The 16,466-nt window shown below is 74.7% G+C and carries 16 protein-coding genes and 1 pseudogene; 13 read left to right on the forward strand and 4 right to left on the reverse strand.

The features are described from left to right. Nucleotide 1 precedes the first annotated feature (1 nt). The gene (ppgK, locus tag PV342_RS32815; protein WP_329185945.1) at nucleotides 2-745 is read left to right on the forward strand and encodes a polyphosphate--glucose phosphotransferase; all 744 of its coding nucleotides are present in this window, start codon (nucleotides 2-4) and stop codon (nucleotides 743-745) included. A gap of 85 nt (nucleotides 746-830) precedes the next feature. On the opposite strand, the gene PV342_RS32820 is transcribed toward ppgK, so the two are convergent. After that, nucleotides 831-1,376 carry a DUF6542 domain-containing protein gene (locus PV342_RS32820; protein WP_361007409.1) on the reverse strand — a complete coding sequence of 182 codons (546 nt, stop codon included), beginning with the start codon at nucleotides 1,374-1,376 and terminating at the stop codon, nucleotides 831-833. Between the two features lie 191 nt (nucleotides 1,377-1,567). Here PV342_RS32820 and ychF point away from each other — a divergent pair, with 191 nt between their 5' ends. The 3 genes and pseudogenes from ychF (at nucleotide 1,568) to PV342_RS32835 (ending at nucleotide 3,609) form a co-directional block, all read left to right on the forward strand. After that, nucleotides 1,568-2,656: a redox-regulated ATPase YchF gene (gene ychF / locus PV342_RS32825; RefSeq protein ID WP_018561413.1), complete on the forward strand. Its 1,089-nt coding sequence runs from the start codon at nucleotides 1,568-1,570 to the stop codon at nucleotides 2,654-2,656. A gap of 126 nt (nucleotides 2,657-2,782) precedes the next feature. Continuing rightward, a pseudogene (locus PV342_RS32830) lies at nucleotides 2,783-3,023 on the forward strand (DNA-binding protein); the annotation flags it as partial. Nucleotides 3,024-3,201: 178 nt separating this feature from the next. Beyond that, nucleotides 3,202-3,609 carry a hypothetical protein gene (locus PV342_RS32835; RefSeq protein WP_500319873.1) on the forward strand — a complete coding sequence of 136 codons (408 nt, stop codon included), beginning with the start codon at nucleotides 3,202-3,204 and terminating at the stop codon, nucleotides 3,607-3,609. A 13-nt stretch (nucleotides 3,610-3,622) separates the two neighbouring features. Here PV342_RS32835 and PV342_RS32840 read toward each other — a convergent pair whose 3' ends face one another. Then, nucleotides 3,623-4,114 carry a hypothetical protein gene (locus PV342_RS32840; RefSeq protein ID WP_500319874.1) on the reverse strand — a complete coding sequence of 164 codons (492 nt, stop codon included), beginning with the start codon at nucleotides 4,112-4,114 and terminating at the stop codon, nucleotides 3,623-3,625. A gap of 211 nt (nucleotides 4,115-4,325) precedes the next feature. Here PV342_RS32840 and PV342_RS32845 point away from each other — a divergent pair, with 211 nt between their 5' ends. Beyond that, nucleotides 4,326-5,408: a DUF4190 domain-containing protein gene (locus PV342_RS32845; protein ID WP_500319875.1), complete on the forward strand. Its 1,083-nt coding sequence runs from the start codon at nucleotides 4,326-4,328 to the stop codon at nucleotides 5,406-5,408. Here PV342_RS32845 and PV342_RS32850 read toward each other — a convergent pair. Both PV342_RS32850 and PV342_RS32855 read right to left on the reverse strand, forming a co-directional pair. Then, the gene (locus tag PV342_RS32850; protein ID WP_500319876.1) at nucleotides 5,347-6,051 is read right to left on the reverse strand and encodes a response regulator; all 705 of its coding nucleotides are present in this window, start codon (nucleotides 6,049-6,051) and stop codon (nucleotides 5,347-5,349) included. The two genes, PV342_RS32845 and PV342_RS32850, sit on opposite strands and share 62 nt — an antisense overlap. After that, on the reverse strand, nucleotides 6,048-7,253 hold the full coding sequence (locus PV342_RS32855) for a sensor histidine kinase (protein WP_500319878.1): 1,206 nt from the start codon (nucleotides 7,251-7,253) through the stop codon (nucleotides 6,048-6,050). The genes PV342_RS32850 and PV342_RS32855 overlap by 4 nt, the downstream gene beginning before the upstream one ends. A gap of 212 nt (nucleotides 7,254-7,465) precedes the next feature. On the opposite strand from PV342_RS32855, the gene PV342_RS32860 reads away from it, so the two are divergent. From PV342_RS32860 to PV342_RS32895, 8 genes are all read left to right on the forward strand, one after another. Continuing rightward, nucleotides 7,466-8,494 carry a carboxymuconolactone decarboxylase family protein gene (locus PV342_RS32860; RefSeq protein WP_500319880.1) on the forward strand — a complete coding sequence of 343 codons (1,029 nt, stop codon included), beginning with the start codon at nucleotides 7,466-7,468 and terminating at the stop codon, nucleotides 8,492-8,494. Between the two features lie 163 nt (nucleotides 8,495-8,657). After that, nucleotides 8,658-9,623 carry an LAETG motif-containing sortase-dependent surface protein gene (locus tag PV342_RS32865; RefSeq protein WP_400798752.1) on the forward strand — a complete coding sequence of 322 codons (966 nt, stop codon included), beginning with the start codon at nucleotides 8,658-8,660 and terminating at the stop codon, nucleotides 9,621-9,623. Nucleotides 9,624-9,840: 217 nt separating this feature from the next. Further along, nucleotides 9,841-11,127 (forward strand): M14 family zinc carboxypeptidase, encoded by a 1,287-nt coding sequence (locus PV342_RS32870; protein ID WP_400798749.1) that lies wholly within the window; start codon nucleotides 9,841-9,843, stop codon nucleotides 11,125-11,127. A 90-nt stretch (nucleotides 11,128-11,217) separates the two neighbouring features. Further along, nucleotides 11,218-11,973: a GntR family transcriptional regulator gene (locus PV342_RS32875; protein ID WP_018561422.1), complete on the forward strand. Its 756-nt coding sequence runs from the start codon at nucleotides 11,218-11,220 to the stop codon at nucleotides 11,971-11,973. Nucleotides 11,974-12,263: 290 nt separating this feature from the next. Continuing rightward, the gene (locus PV342_RS32880; protein WP_329185935.1) at nucleotides 12,264-12,701 is read left to right on the forward strand and encodes an RpiB/LacA/LacB family sugar-phosphate isomerase; all 438 of its coding nucleotides are present in this window, start codon (nucleotides 12,264-12,266) and stop codon (nucleotides 12,699-12,701) included. After that, a complete protein-coding gene (locus PV342_RS32885; protein ID WP_018561424.1) occupies nucleotides 12,698-12,865 on the forward strand; it encodes an SPOR domain-containing protein in 168 nt (55 codons plus the stop codon). The genes PV342_RS32880 and PV342_RS32885 overlap by 4 nt, the downstream gene beginning before the upstream one ends. A 297-nt stretch (nucleotides 12,866-13,162) precedes the next feature. Beyond that, the gene (locus PV342_RS32890; protein WP_400798743.1) at nucleotides 13,163-13,582 is read left to right on the forward strand and encodes a (deoxy)nucleoside triphosphate pyrophosphohydrolase; all 420 of its coding nucleotides are present in this window, start codon (nucleotides 13,163-13,165) and stop codon (nucleotides 13,580-13,582) included. A 144-nt stretch (nucleotides 13,583-13,726) separates the two neighbouring features. After that, nucleotides 13,727-16,360: a SpoIIE family protein phosphatase gene (locus PV342_RS32895; protein WP_500319883.1), complete on the forward strand. Its 2,634-nt coding sequence runs from the start codon at nucleotides 13,727-13,729 to the stop codon at nucleotides 16,358-16,360. Nucleotides 16,361-16,466: the final 106 nt, after the last annotated feature.

The following is a 16,466-nucleotide window of genomic DNA, read 5'->3' on the forward strand; positions in this document are numbered from 1 at the left end:
CATGAGCGTTTTCGGTGTGGACATCGGCGGATCGGGCATCAAGGGTGCCCCGGTCGACCTCGGGCGTGGTGAACTGGCGGAGGAGCGCTTCAAAGTGCTCACCCCCCATCCCGCGACCCCCGACGCCGTCGCGGAGTGCGTGAAGCAGGTCGTCGACCACTTCGGGTGGACGGGCCCGGTGGGGGCCACGTTCCCCGGAGTGGTGACGCACGGCATGACGCGTACGGCGGCGAACGTCGACAAGGGCTGGATCGACATGGACGCCGCGGGGCTCCTGTCCCAGAAGGTCGGCTGCGCGGTGACCCTGCTCAACGACGCGGACGCCGCGGGCATGGCCGAGATGGAGTACGGGGCGGGCCGCGGCCGCAAGGGCACGGTCATCGTGCTCACCCTCGGCACGGGCATCGGCAGCGCCGTCTTCGTCGACGGCAACCTGCTGCCCAACACGGAACTCGGCCATCTGGAACTGCACGGCCACGACGCCGAGAAGAAGGCCTCCACCAAGGCGAAGGACGACGAGGGCCTCACCTGGGAGCACTGGGCCAAGCGCCTGGACAAGTACCTGGCCCACGTCGAGATGCTCTTCTCGCCCGAGCTGTTCATCCTCGGCGGCGGGGTCAGCCGCAAGGCCGACAAGTTCCTGCCGCTGCTGACCGGCATCAGGGCCGAGATCGTGCCGGCCGCGCTGCAGAACAACGCGGGGATCGTGGGCGCGGGCATGGCGGCGGCCGCGGTCCGCTCCTGACCGCGGCGGCCGGCGGGAGACGGCCGGGGACCGGTGCCCTCTCGGGCGCCCCCCGGCCTCTCCGGGGCCGGGGGGCGGAGGGCGCTCAGCGGCGCCGTTCGCGCATCACATAGGCCACCTTCCGCCCGGCCGCGATCATCGCGGCACCGACCGTGCCCCCGTACAGCCAGCCCGTCAGGGTGGCGAGCCCGGTCAGCAGGCCCATCACATGGCCCGTGAAGCCCCCGCCCTCGCCGTCGGCCGTCACGGCCAGCGCGATGGTGAAGGCGATGGGCGCGCAGACCGGCGCCGCCGACAGGTCGTACGGCCGTACGAAGAGGCCGGCGGCGAGGCAGGCCAGCAGGAAGACGACCCCGAAGAGGGTGCCGGGCTCACCGGTGATCAGGGAGTCCGCGGCGCCTCCGGCGAGGGCGGCCAGCGTGATGAAGACCCCCGTCCCCAGTCCGGTCAGCCGGGGCTCCGTCCGGCGCAGCCGGGCGGCCCGCAGCAGCAGCGGCCCCCGGGGCAGACCGCCCCGGACGGCTGTCGCGCCCTGCGGGCGGCGCTGCGGGCGGGCCGGCCGCGGCAGCGGGGAGGCGGCGGTGGGGGCACCGCTGTTCTTGTGGGGTGTGCGCGCGCTGTGTTGCTCCACGCACCCAACGTAGGCGCCGGAGAGGGGGAAAACGGGGGCAGGACACGACTTTTCACCGCCTGAGGGGGCCGCTCGGGGCGCGGCCCGCCCGAGGGCCGGTGCGTTCCGTAGACTGGTGGATCGGTCCGCCGGTCGCCCCGCCCGGGCGCGGCGGCCCATTCCACCCACCTCTCGCCCTGGGAAGTCGTCACGTGTCGCTCACGATCGGAATCGTCGGCCTGCCGAACGTCGGCAAGTCGACCCTGTTCAACGCCCTGACCAAGAACGACGTGCTGGCGGCCAACTACCCGTTCGCCACGATCGAGCCCAACGTCGGCGTCGTCGGTGTCCCCGACCCCCGCCTGGACAAGCTCGCCGGGATCTTCGACTCGCAGCGCAAGCTCCCGGCGACCGTGGACTTCGTCGACATCGCCGGTATCGTCCGCGGCGCGAGCGAGGGCGCGGGCCTGGGCAACAAGTTCCTCGCGAACATCCGCGAGTCCGATGCCATCTGCCAGGTCATCCGGGCCTTCGTCGACCCGGACGTGGTGCACGTCGACGGCAAGGTGTCCCCCAAGGACGACATCGAGACGATCAACACGGAGCTGATCCTCGCCGACCTGCAGACCATCGAGAAGGTCCTGCCGCGGCTGACCAAGGACGCGCGGCTGCAGAAGGAGAAGGCGGCGGTGCTCGCCGCCGTCCAGGAGGCCCAGCAGATCCTCGAGGACGGCCGCACCCTGTTCTCCGCCGGCATCACCGCCGGCACGGAGAAGGCCGGCCTCCTGCACGAGCTGCACCTGCTGACCACCAAGCCCTTCCTCTACGTCTTCAACGTGGACGAGGACGAGCTGACCGACGAGGCGTTCAAGGCCGAGCAGCGCGCCCTGGTGGCGCCCGCCGAGGCGATCTTCCTCAACGCCAAGATCGAGTCCGAGCTGATCGAGCTGGACGACGAGGAGGCCCTGGAGCTGCTGCAGTCCATGGGGCAGGAGGAGCCGGGTCTGGCCACCCTCGCGCGCGTCGGCTTCGACACCCTCGGCCTGCAGACGTACCTCACTGCCGGGCCCAAGGAGGCCCGCGCCTGGACGATCAAGAAGGGCGCCACCGCGCCCGAGGCCGCCGGTGTCATCCACACCGACTTCCAGAAGGGCTTCATCAAGGCGGAGATCGTCTCCTTCGGCGACCTCGTCGAGTGCGGCTCCATCCCCGAGGCCCGCGCCAAGGGCAAGGCCCGCATGGAGGGCAAGGACTACGTCATGCAGGACGGCGACGTCGTGGAGTTCCGCTTCAACGTCTGATCGACTGACGTACCACCACGTCGCTGATCTGGTGGACACGAGGGTCAGGAAGGGCCCGACTCTTCGGAGTCGGGCCCTTTGCTCCTCCCCTGCCGGGTTGCGTGCCGCGTGGCGCGTCGCGGGCACATGGAAGCTCTCCATCATCGAGGCCGTCCCGCGCGTGCGAACACGTCCCGCCTGAACCGGTCCTCTCCGGATCGCGCGTCGTCCCGGTGGGCGACGAGGAGGCGAGGGCGGCCTCGAAGCTGCTGATGGACACCGGATTGCACCCGCGCTGCGACCGCACCGCCCTGTGGCCATGCCGACCTCCGACGTCGACGACATGGTCGAGTCTTGCGGCGATCGCGTCCGGCTCGTGGCGGTGTGATCTCCCTTGCGCCGCAGCACCGGAGCCCTGCTTCGGTGTGCCGAGATCGCCGGCGCGCCGATCCGCTCCGCCCTCAGCGGGGTGACGGTGCGTTGGGCGTCCTTCCGTAGGTCACAGCACGGCGACGGAAACAGCGCACCGGCGGGGGCCGGGCGTGCCGCGGGCCACCATGGCGGGCATGCGTACTCGCCTCAGCACCGCAGTGCTCCTCGCCGCCGTGCTCCTCGCGGTCCCCGCCTGCAGCTCCGGCACCGGCGACGCCGGCGGCAGGCCCGGGGGCGGCGCCACGCCGTCCACCGGGGCGCCCGGCTCGAAGGTGCCGGACATCAGCGAGGGCATCCCGGAGGAGCCGACCGGGGTCGAGCGCGCGGCGCTCCTCGCCGCGCTCAAGGCCGTCGACCCGGCCCTGGCCGCCGACGCGGACAAGGCCGTCGCCAACGCGCGCCAGCAGTGCGCCACCATCAACGGAGGCGGCAACGCGGTGGCCGCCGCGCAGTCGCGCTTCGGCAGTGCCGACCACCAGGTCACCGAGGAGCAGGCCAAGGCCGTCAACGAGGTGCTGAAGCGGACGCTCTGCACGTCCTGACTCCCCGTTCCGGTCACGGCGACGGGGCGGCGGCCACCGGGTTGACGCAGTCGAAGCAGACCAGCCCCCGGGACCGGGACAGGAAGAAGGAGCCGCTGTAGGCGTCCGCGGTGATCTCCGCGTCGAAGGAGCCGCCGTGCAGCCACCCCGCGTCCGCCGGGAGGAGGGTGGCGAGACGGCCCGGGAGCACGGGCGGGCCGGCAGGGCGGAAGTCCCGCCGGGCGGTGAGCGCGGCGACCCGGCCCTCGGCGAGGGCCGCGATGCCGACCACCCGGATGTCCGACGGACCGGGGACCGACCTGCCGTCGTTGCCCGCGACCAGGTCGTACGCCAGCCAGTGGGCACCGTGGAGCCGCCCCAGCAGCGGGAAGCGCCGCTGCAGCGGGGCGGTGTCCGTCCGCACCGGGCCCTCCGCGGCCTCACGCCGCTCCTGCGGCCTCCGCGAGGCGCATCCGGCCACGAGCAGCGCCGCCCCCGCGGCCACCACCGTCCGTCGAGTCGTCATGCGCCCGCCCCCTGACGGCTCGGGTCGATCGCGCGGCTGCGCGGTGTCGTCCGGAACGTGCCGGCCGCCTCAGGGGGCACAGTGCTTCTCCTTCGGGTGCCGGCGCCCGACCCGGAGAACCCTAGCGGTGGCCGCCGACGGCGCGGGCCCGGGGCCGGGATATATTCGCGCGGCCGTTCGCCACGTTCGCCCGTTCGTGAGGAGCCGTTCCGTGCAGCCTCCGCCGTATCCCCCGTACCCCCACCAGCCCGCGCTGCCGAACGCGTTGCCGCCCGCGCCGCGGCGGGCGCCGCTGAACGGGTTCGCCGTGGCCGCGCTGGTGACCGGGCTGCTGTGCATGGTGCCGGTGGTGGGGGTCGTGCTCGGGGCGATCGCGCTCGTGCAGATCGGGCGGACGGGCGCGCGCGGCAAGGGCATGGCCGTGACCGGGCTGGTGCTCTCGGCCGTCGGCACGCTGCTGTGCACGCTCGTGCTCGTCGGCGGCGTCGGCGCCTTCGTCGAGGGCGTCAAGGAGGGCGCCAGGGAAGGGGCCCGGGACGGCGGCGCCTTCTCGCTGCGCCGGGGCGAGTGCTTCGACACCCCCGGCGGCGGCCTGCAGGCCCCGGCCGCCGGCATGGACACCGTGCCCTGCGCGCGCAGGCACACCGCCGAGGTGGTCGGGACGTTCCGGTTGCCCGGGTCGCAGGCCTACCCGGGCGACGCGGCGCTCCGGGACCGCGTGGAGGAACGCTGCCAGCGGCTGGCCGACGGCTACGCCATGGACGCCTGGGCGGTGCCGGCGGACGTCAAGGTGTACTACTACGCCCCGGACCGGCAGACCTGGAAGCTCGGCGACCGCCAGGTCACCTGCGTGTTCGGCAAGGAGAAGGGCACGCTCGAGGGCTCCCTGCGGCAGGACGCGAGCACGCTCGACGCCCACCAGGTCGCCTATCTGGAGGCCGCCAACGCGCTCAACGAGGCCATGGCCGCCGGGCCGGAGGAGGAGTACGTGGAGGACGACCTGGAGGGCTACCGGAAGTGGGCCGGCGAGGTCACGGTGGCCCTCGCCGTGGAGGCCCGGGCGCTGCGGGCCCACGACTGGCCGGCCGGCGCCGCGGAACCGGTCGCCGCGCTCGCGGCGGAGGCCGGGAAGGCGCGCGCCCACTGGGCCAAGGCCGCCGAGGCGAAGGACGCGGACGCCTACTACGAGCACTACGAGGACGCGGACGCGCACAGCGGCCACGGGGAGGCGGTCAGGGCGCGGGAGGCGCTGGGGCTGGCCACGACGGTCGCTGCGGCGAACCCTTCGGTGTGATCAGCCCGGACTCGTAGGCGTAGACGACCAGTTGGGCGCGGTCGCGGGCACCCAGCTTGGTCATCGCCCGGCTGACGTGGGTCTTGGCGGTCAGCGGGCTGATGACCATCCGCCCGGCGATCTCGTCGTTGGCGAGCCCGCGGGCGACGAGCGCGAGCACCTCGCGCTCCCGGTTGGTCAGCGCCTCCAGGCCCGCCGCGTGCGTGGCGTCGGGCGGCCGCGATACGAACTCGCCGATCAGCCTGCGGGTGATCGCGGGGGAGAGCAGCGCGTCGCCGCGCCGGGCGACGTGGATGGCCTGGACGAGGTCGGCGGGTTCGGTGTCCTTCAGCAGGAAGCCGCTGGCTCCGGCGCGCAGCGCGTCGAAGACGTACTCGTCCAGGCCGTAGTTGGTGAGGATGACCACGTGCACCCCGGCCAGCCGGGGATCGGCGACGATCAGCCGGGTCGCGCCGATCCCGTCGAGCACGGGCATCTGGACGTCGAGGAGCACCACGTCGGGCACGTGCCGCCGGGCGAGTTCGACGCCCTGCTGCCCGTCGCCCGCCTCGGCCACCACCTCGATGCCCTCCTCGGCGTCGAGGAGGGCGCGGAAACCGGCCCTCATCAGCGCCTGGTCGTCCACGATCAGCACGCGGATCACGACACCTCCTCCAGCGACGCCCCGGCGGCCCCGGCCGCCGTCCCGGCGTCGGCCGAGGGCAGGGGGTCCAGGGGGAGTTCGGCCCGTACGGAGAAGCCGCCCCCGGACCGCGGCCCGGCCCGCAGCCGCCCGCCGAGCGCGGTCACCCGCTCCCGCATCCCGGTCAGCCCGACCCCGGGCACCAGGCCGTCGCCGGGGGCCGCCGTGCCGTCGTCGTCGACCTGCACCACCAGCTCCCGGTCGCCGTACTCGATGCGGACGGTGGCCCGGGACTCCGGCCCGGCGTGCCGGGCGACGTTGGTGAGCGCCTCCTGCACGATGCGGTACGCGGCCCGGTCGACCGCGTCGTCCAGCGGCCGTTCGCGTCCGCCGACCGTGACGCCGGTCGGCAGCCCGGCCGTTCGCGAGCGCTCGACCAGGTCCTCGATCCGGTCCAGCCCGTGGCCGCCCCCGGTGCCGCGCAGCACCTCCAGGGTCGCGCGCAGCTCCCGCATCGCCTCCCCGCTCGCCTCCTGGATCGCCAGCAGCGCGTCGGGCACCTCCTCGCCGCGCTTGCGGGCCAGATGGACGGCGACCCCGGCCTGCAGCTTGATGATCGAGATGCTGTGGGTGAGCGAGTCGTGCAGTTCCCGGGCGATCCGCAGCCGTTCCTCGCCGGCCCGGCGCAACGCCGCCTCCTCGCGGGTGCGTTCGGCGTCCAGCGCGCGCCGCTCCAGCTGCTCCAGGTAGGCCCGGCGGTGCCGGCCCACCACGGCCATGGCGACCGAGGCCAGGAACCAGCCGAGCAGCAGCGCGGTGGACTGCGCCGACGTGGGCGCGGGCTGCCCGGAGGCGAGATAGCCGGCGAGGAACGCCAGCGCCGACAACTGCACCGGCAGCCGCTTCCCGCCCGCCCTGACCGCCATGTGGATCGCGACCAGCACGGGGAACGCCGCCGAGGGGCCGGGGTGCACCCGCAGCGCGTAGGCCAGCATGCAGCCGGTGCACAGCAGCAGCGCCGCCGCGGGCCGGCGGCGGCTCCCCGCCACCGCCAGCGCGCCCACCAGGCCCAGCGCGAGGTCGAGGGCGTTCGCGGGGCGCGGCACCCCGGGCAGCAGCAGGACGTCGACGGCGAGGACGACGCCGATCACCGTGTCGAAGGCGACGCCCCGCCACCCCCGCAGCCCGGCCAACCCCTGACGCCCGATCAGCGTGCCACCCATGCCCGCACCCTACGCCGCCGCCCCGGGCGGCACGTCCTCCCCGAAGACGGCTCCGCGGCTACTCCCGGTGGAGTAGTCCCGCCCGCGGCCCCGGTGCCCGGAGCAGTGCCGGACCCCTTCCCCCGGACGACGACCGGACGGCCCCCGGGCGGCCACGATCGACCCGACGCGAACACCACCGTCCACGAGCCGTCCAGCGAGGAGGCCCGGCCATGGCCACGCCCTTCCGTCTCACCACTCCCGCGCCGCCCGGCGACGCCACCGGCCGGACCGCCGAGGTCTACGCCCAACTCGCCGCCGACTTCGGCGTGGGCCACGCCCCGACCTTCGTGGCGCTGTCGGCCGCCCCCGACCTGCTCGCGGCGGCCTGGGCGGTGCTGCGCGAGTCCCTGCTCGCCGGCCGGGTCCCGCGCACCGACAAGGAGTTGGTCGCCCTGGGGGTGTCGGCCGCGAACCGCTGCCCCTTCTGCGTGGACGCGCACACCGTCCTGCTGCACGCCACCGGCGACCACCGCCTCGCCGAGACCGTCGCCCGCGGCGGCACGCCCGACGACCCCCGCCGGGCCGCGCTGGTCGCCTGGGGCAGGGCGACCGCGGCCCCCGGCCGTCCGGCGGCCGCGGAGCGCCCCTTCGGCCCGCGGGACGCGCCGGAGTTCGTCGGCACCGCCCTCGCCTTCCACTTCGTCAACCGGATGGTGTCCGCGCTGCTGACCGAGGACCTGCTGCCCGGCGGGCTGCAGCGGCTGCGGCTGGTGCGCAGCCTCGGCGGCCGGGCCCTGGCCCGCACCGTCCGCAGGCCGCTGCCGCCCGGGGCCAGCCTGCCGCTGCTGCGCGGTCCGGCCGGGCCCGCGCCGCAGTGGGCCGAGGACGCCCCGGTGGGCACCGCCTTCGCCGCGCTGCGGCGGGCCGCCGCCGTGGGAGGGCGACGGCTCGGCGACGCCGCCCGGGAGGCGGTGGTGGCCGCCGTGGACGCCTGGGACGGTACGCCCGAGCCGCTCGGCGGCGACCGGACCGCCGCGGCGCTCGCCGGGGTGCCCGCCGCCGAACGGCCCGGCGCCCGGCTGGCGTTGCTCGCCGCCCTCGCCCCGTACCGGATCACCGAGGCGGACGCGGAGGCCTGGCGGATCGCCGATCCGGACCCCTACGACGCCGATCTGGTGCGGGTGCTGGCCTTCGGCGCCATGGCCGCGGTGCGCCGGATCGAGACCTCGGTCACGAGTCTTTGCGTCGCCCCAGGTTGACAGCCCATTGACAGAGCCACGACGATGCGTGGTGCCACTGGGGCCGATGAGCCCCGTGTGCACTTCGACCACTCGCCCGGTGACGCCTCGGCCTGCTCACATACGGGGAGAGCCGCCGTCAGCCGCGCCCGCCGGGCCACGCAACGCCAAGATTGGGTTCTGCATGTCCATATCGCGACGTGTCACCGTCGGACGGCTGCTGGGCGTGAGCGCCGCGGCCGTCGCCCTCTCCGCCATGGGGGCCACCTCCGCCTGGGCCGGCGACTGCCCTGGCGGCAAGGGCTGGGACAAGGGCGGCCACCACGGGTACCAGCCCGGCCACGGCGGTGGCACCAAGACCTCCACCGACCGCTGCGAGTTCTCGCTCGACGGCACGGCCTGGTACCCGTCGGTCAAGGTCGACGACGTCAACCTCAAGCCCGGCGAGGACGGCAAGGTCCACGTCAAGGTCCGGGTCGCGGACGGCTCCGCGTCCTGCACCGTGTCCCTCGCCTCCTACCGCACCCACGGTCCCACCTTCCAGACCTCGGGCAAGCAGGTGTTCCACGACTGGGACACCGTGAAGATCACCACCGGCACCGACACGCTCGACGTGGCCGTTCCGGACGTCACCTGCTTCGCGCAGGTCGACCTGTACTACGGCAACAAGAAGTACGACGGCGTCCTGGACGCCAACGACGGCTACGAGCACGGCGACCTGCCCGAGGGCCCGAACCACGCGGTCATCGGCGACAAGAAGATCGCCTGGTGGAACGGCGGCACGAAGGACTGCACCACGCAGACCGTCCCGTCCACCCCCGCCACCTCCACCCCGACCACCCCCTCGGGCGACGAGACCACCCCCGCCGGTGACGAGACCACTCCGGCCGGCGGCGAGGAGACCACCCCCGCCGCGACCGAGACCCCCTCGGCCACCGCCCCGGCCTCGGAGTCGGCGCCGGCCTCGGCCGCGCCGTCCGAGTCCGTCGAGGCCGAGACCTCCGAGTCCCCCAACGGCGGCTCGGGCGACCTCGCCGAGACCGGCAGCAGCAACGTGGGCATGCTCTCGGCCGCCGCGGCCGTGCTGCTGGCCGCCGGTGGCGGTGTGGTCCTCGCGACCCGTCGCCGTCAGGCCGCCCGCCGGCACTGACACGCGCCGAGCGCAGGAGGGGTACGGCCGCGTCGGCGGCCGTACCCCTCCGTCGTGCCGGGCCGGACCGCCGCCCGACGCGCTCGAGGCCCCCGTGGTCGAAGTGGCTCCCCCGGCCGCATGCCGGGGGAGCCACTTTGACGACAGGGCCTAGCCCCGGCTCCGTACGGATTGGAACAATCCGAACCTGACCACAGGGACCGATGCGGGGGGCTGCATGACATCTCCGGGGGAGACCGCTGTCGGCGAGCGCTACCCGACCGTGGACGAGGTCGCCGCGGCGGCCAGGGCCCTGGCGCTCCGCCGTCCCGACGTCTGCCGGCTGCGGACGGTGGGCCTGTCCCGTGCCGGGGAGCCGCTGCTGCTGCTCTCGGTCGGGCACGGTTCCCGCAACGTCCTGGTGGTGGCCGGCCCGCACGCCAACGAGATGGTCGGCGGCGCCACCGCGCTGGTGCTGGCCCGGCGGATCACCGCCGACCCCGTGCTGCGCGACGGCACCGACGCCGCCTGGCACTTCCTGCTGTGCGCGGACCCGGACGGCGCCCGGCTCAACGAGGCGGTCCCGGACGCCCGGTTCACCATGCTCGGCCACTACCGGCACTTCTTCCGCCCGCGCGCCGCGGAGCAGCCCGAGTGGCTGCCGGACGACGGCACGCTGGACGGGGCCCTGCCCGAGACCCGGGCGCTGATCGGGGTCATCGACGAGCTGCGGCCCGTGCTGCAGTGCTCGCTGCACGGCATCGACGTCGGCGGCACCTTCATCCAGGTGACCCGGGACATCCCGCGGCTCGCGGAGCGGATCGCCAAGTCCGCGGCCGAGTTCGACATCCCCCTGGAGGCCGGGTCCTCCGACGCCTTCCACTGGCCGAGCCCCGGCCCCGGCGTGTACGTGCTGCCGCCGCCGGGCGGCCCGCGCGAGGACGCCTCCAACTCCACCTGGACGTACGCCCACCGGTACGGCGGTGTCACCGCGATCGCCGAGGTGCCCATGTGGGCGTGCGACCGCGCCGCCGACACCTCGCCGCATCCGAGTGCCGAGCGCGCGCTGCGCACGGCGGGGGAGGCGCTGCGCAGTGCCAGCCTGCTGGTCGGCGGGCTCATCGGGCAGGTGCGGCCGCACCTGCCCGACGACGGCGGGCCGTTGCTGCGCGCCGCGCAGGAGATCGTCGCGGTCGGCCCGGTGCTCGCCGCGGACTGGGACCCGGCGCTGCGCACGGCGGCGGCTCCGCCGCTGCCCGCGATGACCCGGGCCCGGGTCAGCAGTGTCGAGATCTACGCGCAGCGACTGCCGTTGCGCGCCGCCGCGATGCTGCTGCGGGTGGTCCGTGCCGCCGAGCTCCCGCCCGTCCCGCTGGCCGCCGTCCGGGAACTGCTGGAGCGGCTGGTGGCGGAGTGGTGCGAGGCGTACGAGACGGCGCACCGGGCCCGCTGGATCCCGGTGCGTCAGCAGGCGGAGCAGCACGCGAGGGTGGTTCTGGCGGCCTTCGATCTGCTGCCCGGGTGACGCGACACGGGTAAAGCCTTGCGGAAGGCTTGCGGGTGGCAACCCTGAGTTGTCAAGCTGTTGCACACAGTCAACCCGAGGGAGGGGCACGTGCCTTTCGGTGAGCAGCCCGCGTACCTGCGCGTCGCCGAGGATCTCCGCCGGAAGATCCTCGACGGCAGCCTCCCTCCGCACACCCGCCTGCCGTCGCAGGCCCGCATCCGCGCGGAGTACGGGGTGTCGGACACCGTCGCCCTGGAAGCCCGCAAGGTGCTGATGGCCGAGGGCTTCGTCGAGGGCCGGTCCGGCTCCGGCACGTACGTGCGCGAGCGCCCCGACCCGCGGCTGGTCGTGCGCACGGGCTACCGGCCGGGGAGCGGCCAGGCGACGCCGTTCCGGCAGGAGCAGGCCGACGAGGGCTTCAAGGGCACCTGGGAGTCCAACAGCTTCCAGGACACGGCCACCGCGCGCATCGCCGACAGGCTGGGCATCAAGCCCGGCGACCGCGTGATGCGCACGCGCTACCTCTACCGGACGGAGGGCGAGCCGATGATGCTCGCCACCTCCTGGGAGCCGCTGTCGGTGACCGGCCGCTCGCCCGTCCTGCTGCCGGAGGAGGGCCCGTTGGCCGGGCAGGGAGTGGTGGAGCGCATGGCCGCGCTCGACGTCGTGGTCGACAACGTGGCCGAGGACGTCGGTGCCCGGCCCGGGCTCGCGGAGGAGACCGCGGTGCTGGGCGGGGTGCCCGGGCACGTGGTCATCGAGATCCGCCGTACCTACTACGCGTCCGGTCTGCCCGTCGAGACGGCGGACCTCGTCATCCCGGCCGACCGCTACCGGGTGTCGTACCGGATGCCGGTGAAGTGACCCCGCCCGGACGCCGGGCGGTTCCGGCGGGGTGGGGCGGCCTGGTCCGGGCCCGTACCGCGGGCCGCGCCCCTTGTGCGCCCTCGCCGGCAAGCCCGCTGGTGGGCCGGGTGCCGGCGCGGTGCCGGAGGTGCGCGGGCCGTGTGGGGCGGCGCCGGGGCGCACGCCGATGCGCGAACGGCGCGGACAAGAGCCCCTTCTGAGTCAACTCCCAATCGAACATGGCCCGATCGAGTCGAATACTGCCCGAACGTGTCCGGCGCGTCACGTTCGGGCGTAGGCTCCGGCATATGCGCATCGCCGTTTCCTCGGACATGGACGAGCCGGTTGCGCGGCTGCTCGTCGACGAACTGCGCCGCCGCGGCCACACCGTGATCGCCCACGGAGCCCTGCGCGCCGGCGACCGCGAGGACTGGGCCTGGAGCGCGGAGAGCGCCGCCCGGGACCTCGCGGAGGGCCGCGCCGACCAGGCCGTCGTGTGCTGCTGGACGGGCACGGGAGCGTCCATCGCCGCCAACAAGGTGCCCGGCGTCCGCGCCGCCCTCTGCGCCGACGCGTACTCCGCGGACGGCGCCCGCAAGTGGAACGACGCCAACGCCCTCGCCCTGAGCCTGCGTCTGACCAGCGAGCCCCTGCTCAGGGAGATCCTCGACGCCTGGTTCGCCGGCGCCCCGAGCGGCGAGGACGACGACCGGGCCAACGTGGCGCACCTGGAGGAGATCCGATGAGCGAGCTGGTCTGGGTCGTCATACGCCAGGACGACAACGGCAACCGCTACCGGGTCGGCCGCTACGCCACCCGGCAGGAGGCCGAACAGGTCGCCGACACCCTCGACGCGCGCGGCCACAAGCAGCTCTACCTCATCGAGCGCATCGACCGGCGCGCCTCTTAGGCCTTGTCGTCACATGAGCTCCCCCGGCTGACGCAGGTGCGGTGCATCGGAAGGCGGAGGATCGTCCTCGTAGGGGGCTCCTCGGACGATGCGACAACGCAGCGTTGGGGCACTTCCCAGCGGAGCTGGGGGAGTGCCGTGCCAGGCGCCGCTGAGTGGGGGCACCCCGGCCGAAGGCCGGGGGAGGGCATGTGACGACACGACCCAGCCGTCAGCCGCGCAAGCCCCCCCCGGGGCCGCCGGCGACGGCGGCCGCGGAAGCCGCCGGGGACGGCCGCCCCGGATAGGGTGCCGCCCATGACGACGCACGACGTGACGGTGGTGGTCGGCGCGGCCGTGCTCGACCGCGGCAGGCTGCTCGCGGCGCGGCGCAGCGCGCCGCCGGAGCTGGCGGGGCGCTGGGAGCTGCCCGGCGGCAAGCTCGAGGCGGGTGAGACGGCGCCGCAGGCGCTGATCCGGGAATTGCGCGAGGAACTGGGTGTGGAGGCCGAGGCGCTGGAGCGGGTCCCCGGCGAATGGCCGCTCAAGCCCGGTTACGTCCTGCAGGTGTGGACCGCGCGCATCCTCTCCGGGGAGCCCCGGCCCCTGGAGGACCACGACGAGCTGCGATGGCTCACCCCCGACCGCCTCGACGAGGTCGACTGGCTCGACCAGGACCGTCCCGCGGCCGCCTGGGCGGCGGCCCGGGCCGCCGCCCAGGACCCGGCCCGGGGCTGACCGCGGCGCGGACGGCCCGGGACCGCCCCCGCGGCACGCCAGGACGGATATGTGGCGCGGAATATCGGGTATGTGGGGATTGATCCGAAGACGGTCGCCCGGCCCCGAGCCGGCCGGCCCTGCACTGGTCTGGGGTCCCCACACGTGAGCGGGAGCGAGGACGGCACTGCGAAGGGCGAGGACCCGGGGCACCCCGAGTCCCCGGCCGCGCACGAGCGCGCCCACGCCTGGCTCCGGCCCGGATCCGCGGGACCGGCGCCGGGCGCGCCCACCGCCTCCGGCACCCTGATGGACACCCTGCGGCCGGCCGTCGTCGTCCTGGACACCTCGGGCAGGGTCCTGCTCTGGAGCCCCCTCGCGGAGGAGATGCTCGGCTGGTCGGGCGAGCACATCGTGGGCCGCCGGGTCTCCGCCCTGATCGACCCCGCCGAGGACGGCGTACGGGCGGGGCGGCCCGGGAAGGCCGCGCCCGCCGGGCGCCGGACGGCCTCCGCGCAGCGCCCCGGACCCGTCGAGCCGATCCTGGCCGAACTGCTGCGTACCGGACGCTGGGACGGCGTCCTCGGCGTCCGGCACCGCGACGGCCACCGGGTGCGGGTCGAGGCACGGGCCTCGCTCCTCGTGGACGGCGACGGCCGGTCCTTCGTCCTGGTGTCGATCGCCGAGACCAGCCGGATCCGCAGCATGGAGCACGACCTGGCGGCACTGGACTCGCTCTTCGACTCCTCGCCCCTGGGCGTCGCGATCTTCGACACCGAGCTGCGCTACGTCCGTGTCAACGACGCCCTGACGCGGATGAACGAGGTCCCCGCCGCGCAGACCCTCGGCCACCGCGTTGAGGAGATCGTGACCGCCGGAGCCGCCGACGAGCTCACCACCCTCCAGCGGCACGTGCTGGCCACCGGCCGCCCGGTCATCGACGTCGTCGTGCCCGGACCGTCCGGCGGCTGGCGCTCGGTGTCGTACCACCGGCTGGAGGACCGCGCGGGCCGGGTGCTGGGGATCAGCTGCAGCGTGATGGACGTGACGGAGCGCCAGCACAGCGCAGAGAAGATCGAGCGCACCCGGCGCCGGCTGGCACTGCTCAACGACGTCGGCTCGCGCCTGGCGGACCTGCTGGACGTACGGCGCATCGCCGAGCAGCTGGCCGAAACCGTCGTCCCGCGGTTCAGCGACTACAGCGGGGTGATCCTGCACGCGGCCGTGCCGGACGGCGGGGAGCTGCCCGGCGCCCCGTACGGGGAGCGCACGCGGATGCGCCAGCTCGGCATCGGGGCGATCGAGGAGGGCCCCCTGGTCGACCGGATGATCGGCATCGGCAAGGTCATCGAGGTGGACCGGGCGTCGGTCTTCGGCTCCGTGCTGCAGAGCGCGCGGCCCGCCCTGGTGCGCGGCGCGGACGAACTGCGCGACACCGTCGCCACCTTCCCCGGCGACCCCAAGGTGCAGGCCGCCCTGGACCTCGGCATCCACTCGCTGCTGGTCGCCCCGCTGCGCGCCCGCGGCATCGTCCTCGGGCTGCTGGTCGTCAGCCGCGCCGGCGGCCGGGACCCCTTCGACCAGGACGACGTCGAGCTCGCCATGGAACTGTGCGACCGCTCCGCGGCCGCCCTGGACAACGCCCGCCTCTACATCCGCGAACGCGAGGGCGCCCTGATGCTGCAGCGCAGCCTCCTGCCGCGCAGCGTGCCCGAGCCGCCCGGTGTCGACCTCGCCTTCCGCTACGTCCCCGGCAGCAGCGGGGCGGCGGCGGGCGGCGACTGGTTCGACGTCATCCCGCTCGCCGGCGGGCGGGTCGCCCTCGTCGTCGGGGACGTCGTCGGCCACGGGCTGCGCGCCGCCGCCACGATGGGCCGGCTGCGCACCGCCGTGCGGACCCTGGCCGCGCTGGAGATGGCGCCGGAGGAACTGCTGCGCCGCGTCGACGACCTCGGTGACGACCTCGCCGCGGGCACCGCCGAGGGCTGGACGGCCACCTGCGTGTACGCCGTCTACGACCCCTCCACCCGGCGGCTCGCCGTGGCCCGCGCCGGGCATCCGCCACCCGTCCTGGTGGAGCCCGCCATTCGCGGGGGCGGCCGGGCCCGGCTGCTGGAGTCCCCGGCCGGGGTGCCGCTGGGCGTCGGCGGCGTCGACTTCGAGTCCGTCGAGCTCGACGTGCCCGACTCCTCCGTCCTCGTGCTCTACACCGACGGGCTGGTCGAGGCGCGCGGCGAGGACATCGGGGTCGGCATGGACCGCCTGCGGTCGGTGCTCGCCCGCCGGCCGCTGCGCTCCCTGGAGCAGGCCTGCGACGACCTGCTGGCCACCCTCGCCCAGGGACGCGAGCCCGACGACGTGGCCCTGCTCGTGGCCCGCCTCGGCGGCCTCCCGGAGGGCAGCACGGCCCACTGGGTGTTCACGGCCGAGCCGAGCGCCGTACGCCGTGCCCGGCGCAACGTGACGGAGACCCTGGCGCAGTGGGGGCTGCGCGAGCTCACCGACGTCACCGCGCTGCTCGTCAGCGAACTCGTCACCAACTCCGCGCGGTACGCCCGCGGCCCCATCGGAGTGCGCATGGTGCGCGGCACCTCGCTCCTGGTCGAGGTCTCCGACCCGCTGCCCGACCCGCCCCGCCGGCGCGCCGCCGGCGAGGAGGACGAGGGCGGCCGCGGGCTGCACCTGGTCGCCCACACCTCCCGGCGCTGGGGCACCCGGTACGGCGCGCAGGGCAAGACGGTCTGGTTCGAGCTCGCGCTCCCCGCCGCGGCGAACGCCGCGGGCGGCCCCCGCGGATGACCGGTCACGCACGGTTCGGCGGGCCGGAGCAGGGTAGTTGAAGTGGGGCGTCGGCGGAATTCGTACGCCTCGAGATGATGCTGTGATCGACAAGTGCATGTGCGGA

The sequence above is a fragment of the Streptomyces sp. PA03-3a genome (genome assembly GCF_033792735.1).
Taxonomy (GTDB): domain Bacteria; phylum Actinomycetota; class Actinomycetes; order Streptomycetales; family Streptomycetaceae; genus Actinacidiphila.